Origin of the sequence: Pseudarthrobacter cellobiosi (assembly GCF_023913815.1) — a bacterium.
In the GTDB taxonomy this organism is placed as follows: Bacteria; Actinomycetota; Actinomycetes; order Actinomycetales; family Micrococcaceae; genus Arthrobacter; species Arthrobacter cellobiosi.
This window is the reverse complement of record NZ_JAMXBK010000023.1, coordinates 167,036-182,958: the sequence shown is the minus strand read 5'-3', so window position 1 is coordinate 182,958 and position 15,923 is coordinate 167,036. Positions and strand designations below refer to the sequence as shown.

12 protein-coding genes are annotated in these 15,923 nt (G+C 66.8%); 5 read left to right on the top strand and 7 right to left on the bottom strand.

From position 1 onward, the window contains the following. Positions 1-2: 2 nt before the first annotated feature. The 3 genes from NG701_RS09980 to NG701_RS09970 are packed head-to-tail and all read right to left on the bottom strand — an operon-like array spanning position 3 to position 2,951. Complete coding sequence (locus tag NG701_RS09980) at positions 3-962, bottom strand: carbohydrate ABC transporter permease (RefSeq protein WP_252567028.1); 960 nt, start codon at positions 960-962, stop codon at positions 3-5. A gap of 7 nt (positions 963-969) precedes the next feature. After that, on the bottom strand, positions 970-1,944 hold the full coding sequence (locus tag NG701_RS09975; protein ID WP_252567026.1) for an ABC transporter permease: 975 nt from the start codon (positions 1,942-1,944) through the stop codon (positions 970-972). Next, positions 1,941-2,951 (bottom strand): LacI family DNA-binding transcriptional regulator, encoded by a 1,011-nt coding sequence (locus NG701_RS09970; RefSeq protein WP_252567025.1) that lies wholly within the window; start codon positions 2,949-2,951, stop codon positions 1,941-1,943. Before NG701_RS09970 ends, NG701_RS09975 begins: the two co-directional genes overlap by 4 nt. A 181-nt stretch (positions 2,952-3,132) precedes the next feature. Here NG701_RS09970 and NG701_RS09965 point away from each other — a divergent pair, with 181 nt between their 5' ends. The 3 genes from NG701_RS09965 (at position 3,133) to NG701_RS09955 (ending at position 10,779) form a co-directional block, all read left to right on the top strand. Then, positions 3,133-4,698, top strand: a complete 1,566-nt coding sequence (locus NG701_RS09965) for an FAD-dependent oxidoreductase (RefSeq protein ID WP_252567023.1) — start codon at positions 3,133-3,135, stop codon at positions 4,696-4,698. A gap of 122 nt (positions 4,699-4,820) precedes the next feature. Further along, positions 4,821-9,941, top strand: coding sequence for a DNA glycosylase AlkZ-like family protein (locus NG701_RS09960; protein ID WP_252567183.1), 5,121 nt, complete (start codon positions 4,821-4,823; stop codon positions 9,939-9,941). After that, entirely contained in the window at positions 9,934-10,779 is an 846-nt protein-coding gene (locus tag NG701_RS09955; protein ID WP_252567021.1) for an Fpg/Nei family DNA glycosylase, read from the top strand. Before NG701_RS09960 ends, NG701_RS09955 begins: the two co-directional genes overlap by 8 nt. A 30-nt stretch (positions 10,780-10,809) precedes the next feature. Here NG701_RS09955 and yczE read toward each other — a convergent pair whose 3' ends face one another. Then, complete coding sequence (gene yczE, locus NG701_RS09950) at positions 10,810-11,481, bottom strand: membrane protein YczE (RefSeq protein ID WP_252567018.1); 672 nt, start codon at positions 11,479-11,481, stop codon at positions 10,810-10,812. A 62-nt stretch (positions 11,482-11,543) separates the two neighbouring features. Between yczE and yczR the strand changes: the two genes are divergently transcribed. Next, positions 11,544-13,082 carry a MocR-like transcription factor YczR gene (yczR, locus tag NG701_RS09945; RefSeq protein WP_252567016.1) on the top strand — a complete coding sequence of 513 codons (1,539 nt, stop codon included), beginning with the start codon at positions 11,544-11,546 and terminating at the stop codon, positions 13,080-13,082. A gap of 17 nt (positions 13,083-13,099) precedes the next feature. On the opposite strand, the gene NG701_RS09940 is transcribed toward yczR, so the two are convergent. Continuing rightward, complete coding sequence (locus tag NG701_RS09940) at positions 13,100-13,603, bottom strand: DUF4188 domain-containing protein (RefSeq protein ID WP_252567014.1); 504 nt, start codon at positions 13,601-13,603, stop codon at positions 13,100-13,102. A gap of 79 nt (positions 13,604-13,682) precedes the next feature. On the opposite strand from NG701_RS09940, the gene NG701_RS09935 reads away from it, so the two are divergent. Further along, complete coding sequence (locus NG701_RS09935) at positions 13,683-14,258, top strand: TetR-like C-terminal domain-containing protein (RefSeq protein ID WP_252567013.1); 576 nt, start codon at positions 13,683-13,685, stop codon at positions 14,256-14,258. 142 nt (positions 14,259-14,400) lie between these two features. On the opposite strand, the gene NG701_RS09930 is transcribed toward NG701_RS09935, so the two are convergent. Further along, the gene (locus NG701_RS09930; RefSeq protein WP_252567011.1) at positions 14,401-15,093 is read right to left on the bottom strand and encodes an SRPBCC family protein; all 693 of its coding nucleotides are present in this window, start codon (positions 15,091-15,093) and stop codon (positions 14,401-14,403) included. Continuing rightward, positions 15,086-15,763: a winged helix-turn-helix domain-containing protein gene (locus NG701_RS09925; RefSeq protein ID WP_252567009.1), complete on the bottom strand. Its 678-nt coding sequence runs from the start codon at positions 15,761-15,763 to the stop codon at positions 15,086-15,088. Before NG701_RS09925 ends, NG701_RS09930 begins: the two co-directional genes overlap by 8 nt. Between the last annotated feature and the right edge of the window lie 160 nt (positions 15,764-15,923).

Below are 15,923 nucleotides of genomic sequence, written 5' to 3'. Positions count from 1 at the left end.
AGCTATTTGACGGCGCCGATCATGGCGCCCTTGGTGAAGTGCTTCTGCATAAATGGCAGGGCAATCATGAGTGGCAGGCTCGAGACGACGATCATGGCGTATTTGGTGAGCTCTGCGATCCGTTGCGCGGCGGCATAGGATTCGATGTCCCCGCCGGTGGTTCCGGTGGAGGAGACGTCTGACTGGATGAGGATGTTGCGCAGGACGAGCTGCAACGGGTATTTGGAGTCGTCGTTGAGGAAGATCAGTGCGTCGAAGAACGAGTTCCACTGGGCCACGACGTGGATCATGATCATGAGCATGATCAGCGGTTTGGACAGCGGGAGCACCATTTTGAAGAAGAATTTGAAGTCGGTTGCCCCGTCCATCTGGGCGGCTTCGCGTAGCTCGTTCGGAATGGTGTGCTCGAAGAAGGACCTGGCGATGATGAGGTTCCACACGCCCACCGCTCCCGGCAGGACCACTGCCCAGACGGTGTCCAGCATGCCAAGGTCCCGGACCACGAGGTACTTGGTGATGAGTCCGCCGTCGAAGAACATGGTGATGACGAACAGGAGCATCAGGATCTTCCGGCCGGGCATGTCCTTGCGGGACAGTGCGTAGGCCCCGCACAGGATGGTGCTGACGCTGACGGCCGTGCCAAGAACGGTATAGATGACGGTGTTCCCCAGGCCGTTCCAGATCCGGCTGTCGGCGAAGATCCGTTCGTAGCCTTCGGTAGTGACACCGGAAGGAAACAGCCAGACCTTACCTTCGTAGACGGCGTTCGGGTCGCTGATGGAGGCGATGACGATGAAGTACAGCGGGTACACCACGGCCAGGATGGACAGCAGCAGGACAGTGGTGGCGGCGATGTTGAAGGCACGGTCACCGTATTTGTCGCGCAGAGTCTGCTTGCGGCGGACCTGGCTGAGAGGCCGGCTCCGGTGCTCGGTAGGGCGGGGGTTGGTTGTCAGGGACATTTCGGCATCACCACAGGGTCGCTTGGTTGGCCCGGCGCGCGATCGTGTTGAAAACGAGGAGCAGTGCCAGGTTGAGGAGGGAGTTGAACAGGCCGATAGCGGCCGAGTAGCTGAACTGCGCCTGCTGCAGACCCGCGTGGTAGACGTAGGTCTGGATGATCTCCGAGGATGAGAGGTTCAGGGGCGTCTGCATCAGCAGTGCCTTCTCGAAACCGACGTTGAGCAGGTTGCCGATAGCCAGGATGAACAGGATCGTCACCACGGGCATGATGCCCGGCAGGTCAATGTGCCGGATGCGCTGGAGCTTGGAGGCGCCGTCTACCTTGGCAGCGTCGTGCAGCGCAGGGTCGATGGCGGCCAGTGCCGCGAGGTACACGATCATGGAGAAGCCGGCGTTCTGCCACACATCCGAGATGACGTAGATGGGACGGAACCACTCCGCCGAACCCATAAAGAAGATCGGCTCACCGCCGCCCAGCTGGATGGCGTTGTTCACCAGCCCCGACCTCGGGGACAGAACCACGAACATGATGCCCACCACCACCACGGTGGAGATGAAAGCGGGCGAATACAGCACGGTCTGGGTGAACTTCTTGAACCTCTCGCTCTGGAGCTGGTTGACCAGCAACGCCAGAATGATTGGAATCGGGAAGGCCACCAACAGGCCAAGGACGGCGATCCACAGGGTGTTACCGACCACCTGGCCGAACTGGTAGGAGTTCACGAACCTGATGAAGTGCGTCAGGCCCACCCAGGGGCTGTCCGTGAACCCGTCCACCGGGTTGTAGTTTTTGAACGCGATCTGCACGCCGTACATCGGCCAGTACTTGAAGACCAGAATGTAGACGATCGCCGGGGCTAGTAATACGTATAACTGCCAGGCACGGGAAATCCTCTTCATGCGGAGCGAAAGAGAAATTTTTCGTTGCGGCAACGGTGCCGCAGCAGGACGGCCCCGTCGGGCCGGGATGGTGCGGCTCATGGCATCTCCTTAGGGTGAGTCACGGAATTCCGTTCAATCAGAGGGCAGTCCATCAGCTCGACCCGGCCATCGGGTTCCGCGTCCTGGAGGATCAGGTCAACCGCGCGCCGGCCCATGGCGACGAACGGCAATTCAAAAGTGGTCAATCCCGGGCGAAGAAACGGCGCCAGCGTCGCCTGATTATCAAATCCCACGATCGAGACGTCCCCGGGGATCGAGAGGCGCAGGTCCGAGACGGCCTGGTAGGCACCCCAGGCGCCCCGGTCATTCGCGCAGAAAATCGCGGTGGGCGGGTTGCTCGAGGTCATAAGCTCCAGCGTGTACTTGTAGCCGTCTTCCTCACCGCCTTTACCGAAACGGACCAGTGACGGATCAACGTCCAGCCCCGCTTCTTCAAGTGCCGCGCAGTAGCCCTCATAGCGGCCAACGGCGGCAGGAAGGCCGCTTTCAAGGGTTTCGATATTGACCATCCCCACCCTGGTGTGGCCCGCCTCGAGCAGCCGGCTCGTGGCCGCGTACCCGCCTTTAACCTCGTCCGGGGCGACGCTCGGGACCAGACCGGCCCGGTCCTGCGAATTCAGCACCACGGACCTGACGCCCGCCAGGGCCTCCGGAACTTCCAGCCGGCGGTGATACATGGCGGCGTAGACCACGCCGGCAACCTTATAAGAGAGCATGGTATCCAAGGATGCAGCCTCGAGCTGCCTGTCACCGCCGGTGTTTACCGAGAGCAGGAGGAGCCCGTCCTCCCAGGCCCGCTGCTGCGCGCCTTCGATGATGGCGCCCGCAAAAGGAGTGGTGGCCACGGAATCGCCGATGAACCCGATCATGCCGGCCACGCCCTCGCGTAGGACTTTAGCGTGGGCGTTAGTGCGGTAGCCGAGCCGGTTCACGGCGTCCCGAACGCGCTTGCGGGTATCCTCGGAGAAACGCGACCCGGAGGCTGAATTCAGCACCAATGACACGGTGGCCTGTGAAACACCGGCAGCAGCAGCGACGTCGTGCATTGTCGGTCCTGGCTTTGGCCGTGATCCAGCCATAATGGGCACCTCCTCGGGCCAGTTGGTTTTGTGGGTTATTCGTATAACTTCGGTCAACTGTAGCGTGCATCACATCGGGCGTCAACAGATGATCCGCATCGCTCTGGGCTCTGGGCTTGACAGACGCTGATAAGTACACTTAGCTTCCATGACGTCGCTCTGGTTGGACCGCGGGCAATCCTTCAGTACTGACACATTCGAGGCAGGCAGCAGCTACGACACCGTGGTGGCCGGGGCCGGGCTGACGGGGCTGGTCACAGCGCTGCTGCTAGCGCGCTCGGGGCAGCGAGTCCTGGTCCTGGAGGCGAGGTTTCCCGGGGCCGCGACCACCGGAAACACAACGGCGAAAGTCAGTCTGCTGCAGGGGACCATCCTGTCCGGCCTGGCCAGGCAGTATGCGCAGAAGCAGGTTGGGGCCTACGTTGAGGCCAACCAGGAGGGGCAGTCGTGGCTGCTCCGCTATCTCGACGAACACCACGTGCCGTATCAGCGCCGGAATGCCTACACGTTCGCCACCACCGCCCAAGGGACCGAGCGTCTGCTTGAGGAACTCGGCGCAGCGACCACCGCCGGCCTGGACGTCGAGTACGTGCGTGATGCTCGCCTCCCCTTCCCCATCCAAGGCGCCCTACTCCTGACCGATCAGGCCCAGATCAATCCCATAGACGTCCTGGATGCCCTACTCAGGGATGTCCGCGCCCGCGGCGGGAGCGTGGTGGGCGGGGCCCGGCTGCGAAATGTCTCCGGGAGCGGACCGCTGGCGGTCCACACGGACCAGGGCACCGTCACTGCCAACAACGTTGTGCTGGCCACCGGAATCCCCGTCCTGGACCGCGGGCTTTACTTCACCAAACTCAAGCCCCTGCGTTCCTACGCCGCGGCCCTGGAACTGCCGGCCGGAGTCACCGCGCCACCCGGAATGTACCTGTCCGCCGAGGAACCCACCCATTCGCTACGCGACTATGAGGCTGACGGCCGCAAGTTCCTGCTGGTGGGCGGGCACGGGCACCAGGTGGGACGGACCGGATCGGAGAAATCCCATCTGTCGGGCCTCTTGGACTGGGCTACCGGACACTTCCCGGGTGCGGTAACCACCCACACGTGGTCGGCCCAGGACTACCAGGCCACCAACCTCATGCCCTTCTTTGGCAAACTGCCACGGGGCCGAGGCCACATCTTCTTCGGCACCGGTTACAACAAGTGGGGCATGACCAACGCGGTGGCCGCCGCCCTTGGCATCTCCGCGGACATCCTCGGCGGCAGCCTCCGCTGGGCCAACACGATCCATCACCGCGTGACGTCTCCGGGCGGGGCAATGACCGCCGTCGCCGTCAACGCGGGAGTGGCTGCGCGGCTGGCCACCGACTGGGGGAAGCTGGCGGTTGGCAAGTCGGTGACTGGCAGGCCGGCGGTTGAGCCTGTCGTTGAGCCCGCCGAAACCGGCGTGTCGACGGGCCCACCCACCGGACGTCCCGTACCGGCCGACGGCGACGCGACGGTTTACCGCGACGGCGCCCGGCCGGCGGCGGTCTCCACAGTGGACGGCACCACGTGCAGGCTCTCCGCCGTCTGCACACATCTGGGCGGGATTGTCCACTGGAACGACAGCGAGCTGACCTGGGACTGCCCGCTCCACGGCTCGCGCTTCAGCCCCGACGGCAAGCTGCTCGAAGGACCCGCCACCAGGGATCTTCCGAGACTCGAGCAGGGTTGATCCGCGCCTCCAGCGGTGCCGGCCATACTGTCGGTGGGGTAGGGCATGATGGAGGAATGCAGGAGGATCAGCCAGCGGAAGCGGGCCACGCAGCCCGCCCGGCCGGGCGCAAAGAGGAACCCATGGGCCGTTTCAGCCGGCCCACGCGGGACTGGTTCCTGGGCGCCTTTGCGGAGCCCACCCCTGCCCAGACCGGCGCCTGGAACGCCATCTCGTCCGGCTCGCACGCACTGGTGGTGGCGCCCACCGGATCGGGCAAGACGCTCGCGGCGTTCCTCTGGGCTTTGGATCGATTGCTTGTTGAGGCTCCTTCCCCTGGTCCGGAACTGGGTGACCCTGTATTGCCGGGCGTGGATGCTGTGCCGGAGAAAGGGCAGGCCAAAGGACGACGCCCCCGCCCGCCCAAACGCAAGACCCGCGTCCTGTACATCTCGCCGCTGAAAGCCCTCGGCGTGGATGTGGAACGCAACCTCCGCTCGCCGCTGATCGGAATCACCCAGACTGCCAAGCGGCTGGGGCTGCCGGCGCCCCTGATCACCGTGGGGGTCCGGTCCGGTGACACCACGACGGCGGACCGTCGCGCGCTGCTCAGCAACCCGCCGGACATCCTCATCACCACGCCGGAATCGCTGTTCCTGATGCTCACCTCCAGGGCGCGCGAGACCCTCACCGAGGTGGACACCATCATCGTTGACGAGGTCCATGCCGTCGCCGGAACCAAGCGTGGCGCGCACCTGGCGGTCTCCCTGGAACGGCTGGATGCGCTGCTGTCCAAGCCCGCCCAGCGGATCGGGCTCTCCGCCACGGTGGAGCCGCGCGAGCTGGTGGCCCAGTTCCTGGCCGGAGCCGCGCCGGTGGAAATCGTGGCGCCGCCGTCGCGCAAAAACTGGGACCTCACCGTGTCCGTCCCGGTGGAGGACATGTCCGACCTCCCGGGTGCCGCCGGCGCCTTTGACTCCGGTCCCGCCTCAGGGCTGCAGCCCCAGGCGTCGATCTGGCCCCATGTGGAGGAAAAGATCGTTGACCTGGTGCTGGCCAACCAGTCCACCATCGTCTTCGCCAATTCCCGTCGCCTGGCTGAACGGCTCACGGCGCGGCTCAACGAGATCTACGCCGAACGGCAACTGATCGCGGTCGGCGGCGGCTGGGACTCGCCTGACGCTGGTGCCGCAGATCCACGTTTTCCGTCCGGCGCCCCTGCATTCAGTCCTGCTTTTAGTCCTGCCTCCACTCCCGCTTCCACGGCGACGCCGGCCCACATGATGGCGCAGGCCGGCAGCACGACGGGAGCCGATCCTTTATTGGCACGCGCCCACCACGGATCCGTTTCCAAGGACCAACGGGCGCTCATTGAGGACGATCTCAAGTCCGGCTGGCTGCGCTGCGTCGTGGCCACTTCGTCCCTGGAACTCGGCATCGACATGGGCGCTGTGGACCTCGTGGTGCAGGTGGAATCACCGCCGTCGGTGGCCAGCGGGCTCCAACGTGTGGGCCGTGCCGGGCACCAGGTGGGGGAAATTTCGCAGGGGGTGCTGTTTCCCAAGCACCGTGCAGACCTGGTGCACACGGCCATCACCGTGGAGCGGATGCTCGAAGGGAAGATCGAGCGGCTCTTTGTCCCGGCCAATCCGTTGGACATCCTGGCCCAGCAGACCGTCGCGGCCACCGCCCTGGGCAGCATCGATGTGGAGGAATGGTTCGCCACCGTCCGCCGTTCCGCCCCGTTCGCGTCCCTCCCCCGGTCCGCCTACGAGGCAACCCTTGACCTGCTGGCCGGCCGGTACCCGTCCGATGAATTCGCGGAACTGCGGCCCCGGATCATCTGGGACCGGAACGCCGGCACCATCGAAGGCAGGCCCGGCGCCCAACGGCTTGCCGTGACGTCCGGCGGCACCATCCCGGACCGCGGCCTCTTCGGCGTCTACATCATCGGCACCGAGGTGGAAGGCTCCGGCGCGCCGGGCGCGGACGGCAAACCCGCCGCGTCACCGGCAAAGGGCGGCCGCCGCGTGGGCGAGCTGGACGAGGAGATGGTCTATGAGTCCCGGGTGGGTGACATATTTGCGCTGGGCGCCACCAGCTGGAAGATCGAGGACATCACCCATGACCGCGTCCTGGTCTCCCCCGCGTTCGGCCAGCCCGGCAAACTTCCCTTCTGGAAAGGTGACTCGCTGGGGCGGCCCGTTGACCTGGGCCGTGCGCTGGGCGCCTTCGTGCGTGAGCTGTCCGCGTCCGACGTCGGCCCTGCCACCGAACGCTGCAAGGCCAGCGGGCTGGATGAATTCGCCGCCAACAACCTGATCCAGTACATCAGCGAACAGAAGCTTGCCACCGAAGTGGTCCCCTGCGACACCACGCTGGTGGTGGAACGCTTCCATGACGAACTGGGCGACTGGCGGGTGATCCTGCACAGCCCGTTCGGGATGCCGGTGCACGCTCCCTGGGCACTCGCCGTCGGGCAGCGCCTACACCAGCGGTACGGCCTGGACGGGTCGGCCATGGCCGCGGACGACGGCATCGTGCTGCGGGTCCCCATGATGGAGGACGAGCCGCCCGGCGCCGAGCTGTTCCTGTTTGATCCCGAAGAGCTGGAGCAAATTGTCACCGCCGAGGTGGGCGGGAGCGCGCTGTTTGCCTCGCGTTTCCGGGAGTGTGCCGCGCGTGCCTTGCTGCTTCCCCGGCAAACCCCCGGGAAGCGGCAGCCGCTCTGGCAACAGCGCCAGCGGTCGGCGCAGCTGCTCGACGTCGCGCGAAAGTATCCCACGTTCCCCATCGTGCTGGAGACTGTCCGCGAATGCCTGCAGGACGTGTACGACCTTCCGGCCCTGAAGGACATTGCGGCCTCGGTGGAACGACGCGAACTCAGGATCGTGCAGACCACCACGCAGCAGCCGTCGCCGTTCGCCAAGTCCCTGCTGTTCGGGTATGTGGCCCAGTTCCTGTATGAAGGGGACTCACCCCTGGCCGAGCGCCGGGCCGCAGCCCTGGCCCTGGACTCGACGCTCCTGAACGAGCTGCTCGGCCGCGTTGAGCTCCGCGAACTGCTGGACGCCAAGGTCATCGAGGCCACCGAGCTTGAACTCCAGCGCCTTGCGCCGGACCGCCGGGCCAGGGGCATGGAAGGCGTTGCCGATCTGCTCAGGTTGCTGGGTCCGCTGACGCCGGAAGAGGTCGCCGCCCGTCTGGAGGCTGCGCCGGGGGTGGAGCCTGCGGTGGTGGTTGAGCCCGTCGAAACTCCGGTGGTTGAGCCGGTCGAAACTCCGGTGGTTGAGCCTGTCGAAACCCCGTATGCCGACACTCCGCTGGCCACGACGCACCTGAGCGCACTGCTGCGGGCCAACCGGGCCATAAGAGTCAACATCGGCGGGGCCGAGCGCTACGCCGCCGTCGAGGATGCCGCCCGGCTGCGTGATGCCATCGGCGTTCCGCTGCCCATGGGCGTTCCCCTGGCCTTCATCGAACCGGTGGCAGAGCCCTTGGGCGACCTGGTTTCCCGGTACGCGCGTACGCACGGACCCTTCACGTCGACGGAAGCCGCGGCCCGGTTGGGGCTTGGCGTCGCCGTGGTCAGCACCGCATTGAAACGGCTCGCCGCGGACGGCCGGGTGGTGGAAGGCGAGTTCCGGCCGCACGCCGCCCCGCCGGAACGGGCGGCCAGCTATGGGCCATCGGACGACACACCGGTTGAGGATGTCCAAACGGCTCAGCCGCTTCCGACAGAATCCACGCAGACGCACCTTCCCGCTCCTACCACCAGCGAATGGTGCGACGCCGAAGTGCTACGCAAGCTCCGGCGTCGTTCGCTCGCAGCCCTGCGCGCCGAAGTGGAACCGGTGGACGCCGCCGCCTATGGGCGCTTCCTGCCGGCCTGGCAGCATGTCCGCACTCCGGGAGCCGGGCGCGGGCAGCCGTCCCTGCGGGGGTTGGACGGTATTGTCACCGCGATCGACCAGCTTTCCGGCGTGCCGGTACCGGCTTCGGCGTGGGAGCCGCTGGTCCTGGCCAGCAGGGTTTCGAACTACCAGCCCGCCATGCTCGACGAGCTCATGGCCGCCGGCGAGGTACTCTGGTCCGGGGCGGGAGCGCTGCCTGGAAACGACGGCTGGGTCAGCCTCCACCTGGCCGATTCCGCCGAACTGACGCTGAATCCCGCCCTCGAATACGAACCCGGTGACGCGCAGCAACGCCTGCTTGACCACCTGAGGAACAACGGCGGCGGTTACTTCTTCCGCCAGCTGAAGGACGTGGCCGGTGGCATGGACTCGGTGCTCAGCGACCAGGAAGTGGTGTCCGCGCTGTGGGATCTGGCGTGGGCGGGCCGTATCACCGGCGACACCTTCGCCCCGGTCCGTGCCCTCATCGCCAGCGGTCACACGGCGCATCGCCAGGTGGCCCGCCCGCCCCGCGCCCGTGCCCCCAGGCTGAGCAGGCTCGGTCGCTCGCACGGCACCGGCCTCCTGGGATCGCCCAGGTTGGGCTCCTCTGGACTAGGCTCCCCTGCGCTGGGCTCCCCTGCGCTGGGCGGCGGACGGTACGGCTCATTGTCGGGCACTGTGGCAACAACCCCGCTGGCCGCGGGGCGTTGGTCTGCCCTGCCCTCGCCCGAGCTGGACGCCACCATCCACGCCCGTGCCACGGCTGAACTGTTGTTGGACAGGTATGGCGTGGTGACCCGGGGATCGGTCATGGCGGAGCAGATCCTGGGCGGGTTCGGCCTGATGTACAAGGTGCTGGCCAGGCTGGAAGAGGCCGGACGCTGCCGTCGCGGGTACTTCATCGAGCACCTCGGGGCCGCACAGTTCGCTGTCCCCGCAACCGTGGACCGGCTCCGCTCCTATTCCGAGGACACCCAACTGGCCAAGCCCGAGCCGATGGCGCTAGCCCTTGCGGCCACGGATCCCGCCAACCCCTACGGCGCGGCGCTGCCGTGGCCGGCCCTCAACGAGGATGCCGGGACGGGGCACCGGCCTGGGCGGAAAGCCGGCGCGCTGGTGGTTATGGTGGACGGCGCCCTGGTCCTCTACGTGGAACGGGGCGGTAAAACGCTGCTGTCCTTCAGCGAGGACGCGGCCGTGCTGTCCGCCGCGGGGGCAGCCTTGGTAGGTGTGGTCACCCGGGGCGCGGTGGACAAGCTCATCATGGAAAAGGTCAACGGTCACGGCATCCTGGACACCCCGGTGGCGGCCGCACTCGCCGCCGCCGGGGCATACTCAACGCCCAAGGGTCTGAGGATCCGTGCCTGAGGGCGACTCCGTCTGGCGGGCCGCCGCCGAACTGCACAAGGCCTTGGCTGGGCAGACGCTCACCGCCTCGGACTTCCGCGTGCCGAGGTTCGCCACGCTCAACCTGGCCGGCTGGACCGTGGCGGAGGTGGTCCCCCGGGGCAAGCACCTCCTGATGCGCGTGGTGGGACCGGACGGGAATGGACCGGACGAGCGGAAACTCACCATCCATTCGCACCTGAAGATGGAGGGCACCTGGCAGGTTTATCCGCCGGGTGGACGCTGGCGGAAGCCGGGATTCACCGCCCGGTGCGTTCTGCGCACGGCGGCAGCGGACGCCGTCGGATTTTCACTGGGCATCGTGGAAGTGGTCCGCACCGCGGACGAGGACACCATCGTGGGCCACCTGGGCCCGGACCTGCTGGGTCCGGGCTGGGACGTGGCCGAAGCAGAGCAGCGGATCCGGGCGGCACCCGACGTGCCCATCGGCGTCGCCCTGCTGGACCAGCGCAACCTGGCGGGCATCGGCAACATCTACCGCTGCGAATCCTGCTTCCTGTCCGGTGTGCACCCGGCCACACCGGTTTCGGCTGTCCACGACCTCCGGACCCTGATGACGGATGCCAAGCGGCTGCTCGAAGCCAACCTCGGCCCGGGACGCCGGGCGACCGTCCTCAATCCGCGCGGCATGCCCGTCGGACGGATGGCGGGCCGTCCGGGCTACTGGGTTTACCGGCGCGAACACCAGCCGTGCCTGAAATGCCGGACCCCCATCCGCCGCGGCGTGCTGGGCAAACCCAACGGCGAGGAAGAACGGGACATCTACTTCTGCCCGCAGTGCCAGCCAATGGTGCCCTAAGCGTCATGTCCTAGGCGGTCCTGGGCGGTTCTAGGAAGTCCTGGCCACGCGTTCGACGGCGACCGGCTCGCCGGTGTCCAACTCGGCAGCGTCCTGCTTGAGGGCTGCAGGTTCGGCTGGAAGCGCTGCGGGCACCATGAACCACGGCATCAACAGCTGGACCAGCGGCCCGATGGCGAGGGCGTAGACCACCGTGCCCACGCCCACGGAACCGCCCAGCAGCCAGCCGACTCCCAACACCACCACTTCGATCAGGGTGCGCGAGACCCGCACGGACCAGCCGGTGCGCCGTGCCAGCCCGGTCATCAGGCCATCCCTGGCGCCCGGACCGAACCGTGCGCCGATGTAGCAGGCGGACGCGATGCCGTTCAGCAGCACGGCGCCTGCAAGCATGCCGATCTGGCCGCCCAGATGCGAGAACGCGGGGATCAAGGCCAGGCCGATGTCTGCGAAGACGCCCACCAGCACGGCGTTGCAGAGTGTGCCGAACCCTGGCCACTGCCGGAGCGGGATCCAGAGGAGCAGCACCAGGAAACTCACAATGATGACCACCACGCCGATGCTCAGTCCCGTCCTGCCGGCCACCCCCTGATGGAACACATCCCACGGGTCCAGTCCAAGTCCGGCTCGGATGAACATGGCCAGGGAGATGCCGTACATGGCGAGGCCGGTAAAGAGCTGGAGGAGTCTGCGGGTCAACATAAACGACAACTCTGCCAGACAACTGGCATTGAATTACATAGCCAGTCTGGGATACTGGCCTCATGTCCCCTTCGCTGAACCCGTCCGCACTGGCCCGTCTCCTGGGCGAGTGGCACCTCGGTGTCGCGCCCGCCTACCGCGAGCTGGCCGACGTCGTCCGCCTCCTGGTCCTTGACGGCAGGGTTGCCCTGGACACGGCGCTGCCCAGCGAGCGGGCGCTGTCTGAGGCGCTGGGCGTCAGCCGCACCACTGTGACAGCTGCCTACGGGCACCTCCGCGGGCAGGGTTTGCTCAGCAGCGGGCAAGGCAGCCGGGGCCGGACCCGGATTCCGCGCCTGACGCCCCTGGGTACCACGGTGCTCACGGACGCTGGCCTAACAACCGCGGGGCGGACGCCCGGAACAACGTCTCCGGGGCTCGCGGCACCGGAGGGGCTGATTGACCTCGCCTACGCATCGCTGCCGGCCAGCGGCGAGGTGGTCCATCGCGCGTTCGCGGCCGCCCTCACCGAACTTCCCGCACTGCTGCCGGGCTTCGGCTACGACGCCAGTGGGCTACGCCCCCTGCGCGAGGCGGTGGCGGCACGCTATACGGCGGCCGGGGTGCCGACCACTGCCGAACAGATCCTGGTGACATCGGGCGCGCAGCACGCCCTGAATATCATCATCCGCGCTTTGGCGGCCCGGCTGGACAGGGTGCTGGTGGAACACCCCAGCTACCCGAACGCCCTCGATGCCATCCGCGCGGCCGGTTGCCGGCCCATTCCGGTGGCGTTCACCGCAGCCCATGGCTCAGGCACCGGCAGGGCCGACGGCGGTCCACCCCCCTTGGTCTGGGACATTCACGCACTGCAGGCCGCCATGACACAGCAGCGTCCCAGGATGGCGTACGTGGTGCCGGACTTCCACAACCCAACCGGGCAGCTGATGCCCGATGTCCAGCGCCGCCAACTGGTCCGGGCGGCCGCGGCGGCGGGGACAGTTCTGGTGGTGGACGAGACCCTCCGCGAGCTGAACCTCGACGGCGTCGAAACCAGCCCCGTGGCAGCCTTCAGTCCCGCCGTGGTCACCATCGGGTCGCTCAGCAAATCCCACTGGGCCGGACTTCGGACAGGCTGGATCCGCGCCTCCGAAGCCATGATCCAGCGCTTTGCGGCGGCACGGACGTCCCTGGATCTGGGCGGACCGCTTATGGAACAGTTGGCGGCCGCCCACCTGGTCCGCGCACTCGACGAGCCGCTTCCCGCACGGCTTAGCGCCCTCCGGGACAACCGCACCGCACTTCTGGAGCTCCTTGCCGGACACCTGCCGGACTGGGAAACGGCGCGCCCGGCCGGCGGACTGTCCGTCTGGTGCAGGCTGCCAGCACCGGTCAGCACGGCGCTGACGATCATCGCTCCGGACTTTGGTATCCGGCTGGCCGCCGGGCCGCGGTTTGGCATCGGCGGCGCGTTCGAACGCTACCTCCGGGTGCCTTTCACTCTGCCGCCGGACCAGCTGGAGACCGCCGTCCTGGCCCTGCGCTCAGCCCAGGACCGGCTCGACGCCGCCCCGCAGCTCCGCCGGACCCTGAAGAACGCGCCGGCCCTGGCTATCGCGTGACGGGTGGGCTTTCGGGATCAGCTGCCGCTGGCACCGCGGCCTGCGGGCCGGCCCATCCGCTGCTTGGCCGTATTGGTCCCGGCCCCGACCGGGACATGAGCCGTCGCCTTGGCCAGCCCAAACTCCGGCATCCCGTTGTAGACAACCTCGATCCCGCCGGCCGGCACCTGGTACGTCTCATGCCAGACGCCGACGTCCCCTGTCCCGGAGAGTTCCTTCATAAATCGTCGCCACGGTTCCAGGTGCGGGGACTCCCGGTCCGCGGCGAACTTCCGCAGGTGCTCGGGGCTCTCCCAGTAGCTGAGCAGGATGGTGGTGCGCCCGAACCACTGCTCACAGCCGAGCATTCCTGCCGTGGGGTCGGCGGCCAGGTGCTGGAGCATCCTCGGCATGGCGGCAGCCACCTTGCCGACAGTCCCGATCTTCCACCATCGGTTCGCCCGCATGCCGATCAGGAAGACGGTGACTGATTCGCGGCCCGGGTCAGCGGTGTACCGGCCCGGAAATACTTTCTGCGCCATGGGAACTCCTTCGGTTCGCGGTTTCATGACCTTGTTTCATAACAACGTTACGAAACAAGGTTATGAAACAATGGACTCCATGGCAAGACCCGTAGTGCATAACGATTCCCTCAGGCAGGGCCTGCTGGCCGTTACGGCCGACCTGGTGGACCGCGACGGTCCCGCACGCGTGAATCTGCGGGACGTGGCAGCGGCGGCCGGAACGTCCACAACGGCCGTCTACTCGCTGTTCGGCGGAAAATCCCAGCTCCTGACGGCCGTCGTGGACGACGGATTTCGGTCCTTCCGCGACTCACAGGTCGCCGCGGCCCCTGGCGGACTTCGGGGACTCGGCGCGGCCTACCGGACCTGGGCGCTGGAGCATCGGGCACTCTACCGGCTTATGTTCGGTGGCGCGCTGGCCGCCTACGTCGATTGCCAGCCAAGCCCCGATGCTGCCGCCGATGCCATGGAGCCTCTGATGGAAGCAGTGGCCTCCGCCCAGTCCGCGGGCACTATACTGCAGGCACCCGTGGAAATGGTCGCCGTCGCAATCTGGGGGCAGGTCCACGGCCTCGTGAGCCTGGAACTGGCCCAGGTGGGCCCGCCGGACGCAGACTGGGCTGCCGCATACAACGCAGCCCTCGACGCCGTCGCCCGCGGCTGGGCCGCCTGACCCCACTGCATTCGCGAGCGCCCGTGCGGACTTTCCCGACGCGCCGATCCGCCCGCGACGCGCAAATTATCTGACGCAGGTGGATTTCCCAGTACGCCAGATAATGTGCGAGTCGATATTCGGGTGCCGGGCTCAGGAGCCCTTACGCGTAGACCTTTTCGAGGAAGCCGCTCCAGGCCTCGGCGGTCGTTGAAGAGTCACCGCTGCCGCTGAAGTCGTGCACAGTCATACCCACCGGCGCGCCGAATGCGTTGCGGCCGAAGAACCGGTACATCGCATCCGACGTCCGCAGGCCCAGGAAGTGCTTGTTGGAGAAGTCCACTTCCCCGGACAGCCACCCCACGCCGTCGAGCTCCAGCTCAACAGCGGAACCCTGCGCCGCAGAATCCACACCCATAGCTTTCTTCAGGTGGTCGAAACCGTCCGAGGTCTGCGACGCTGCCGGAGACTGGATGTCCGTAAACACGACCGGCTTGCCGTCAAAGTGCTGCAGGTACTGGCCGAGCGTGTGCAGGTAGAACGCCGTGTGCTTGCTGGCGCCGTCGTACTGCTCGTCCCAGTTGTCGGCGAAGATCCCGCTGTGGACATAGTGCAGCCGGGCGCGGCCGCCGTCGAGCGGTTCCAGGATGTGCTCCAGCTGGTTGAACCAGCCATCCGGGCCGTCCATCCGGGAGACGAGATACGTGGGATGCTCCTGCACGGTCTTGACGTCCGGCCACTGGTCCGTGGGGAACATCCACGCCGGCGTTCCACTTGTCACGGCTTCCCAGACACGCTCGGGCGTGCCGGGCAGTTCGGTGTCGTACACGATCTCAAATTCACGGTTGTCAGTCATTGTCCTGCTCCTTCGCTGAGAGGGGTTTGATGGGGGTTTTGAGAACGGGGTGAAGAGCGACGACGAGCCGGTGCTTTCGTCCGCCCCCCGCCGAAGTGCCATTTGGGGGCGAGCCGCCCGCCGGGGTGCCGCCCGGGCCGACGGCCGCGCCGCCGTCGTGATATTTGTCCACCAGGCGGGTCACGGCGACGCCGAGTTCCTCGGCAAACGCGGCCCGGTCCGCGGCCGTCCGGAAGGTGATCTCGCCGTCGATCGCGAAGGTGGCCAGCTTCTGCCTCGCGGCCGCGGCTCCCGCGATCAGCTTCCCCACCTCCTGGACCATCCGGCCCGCGAGCGCCAGCAGCCAGAAGGCCGAGAACCGGCCCGAGAACCGGTGCGGATCCGGTGCCACCGATGCGAGGGCCACCGGAGAAATCAGGTAGGAGGCCGCCGTCGCCTGGAGGACACGCTCGGTGACGTTCCCCTTGCGCCGCTCCTCCACGAGTTCTACCAGCCCGTGCCGCTCGAGGGCCTTGAGGTGGTAGTTGACCTTCTGCCGCGGCAGGCCTACCTTGGCGGCAAGCTGCGTGGCCGACCCGGGCTCCGCGAGCTCCCGGAGGATGCGGGTCCGGATCGGGTCCAGCGACGCTTCCGCCGCGGCCGGGTCCTCGATCACTTCGATGTCCAACATGCTTCCATCCTGCCAACCGACAACTTTTATTGTCAAGAACTTTTTTTCCGTCGGTGCCGAGATCGCCGGAATCGTGCTCCGATTCGATGGTTCCCTGCCCAATCGATGGGTCCAACCATCGAGTGCGCAGGGAACCGTCTAAACGGGCGCGGGCTGGGGG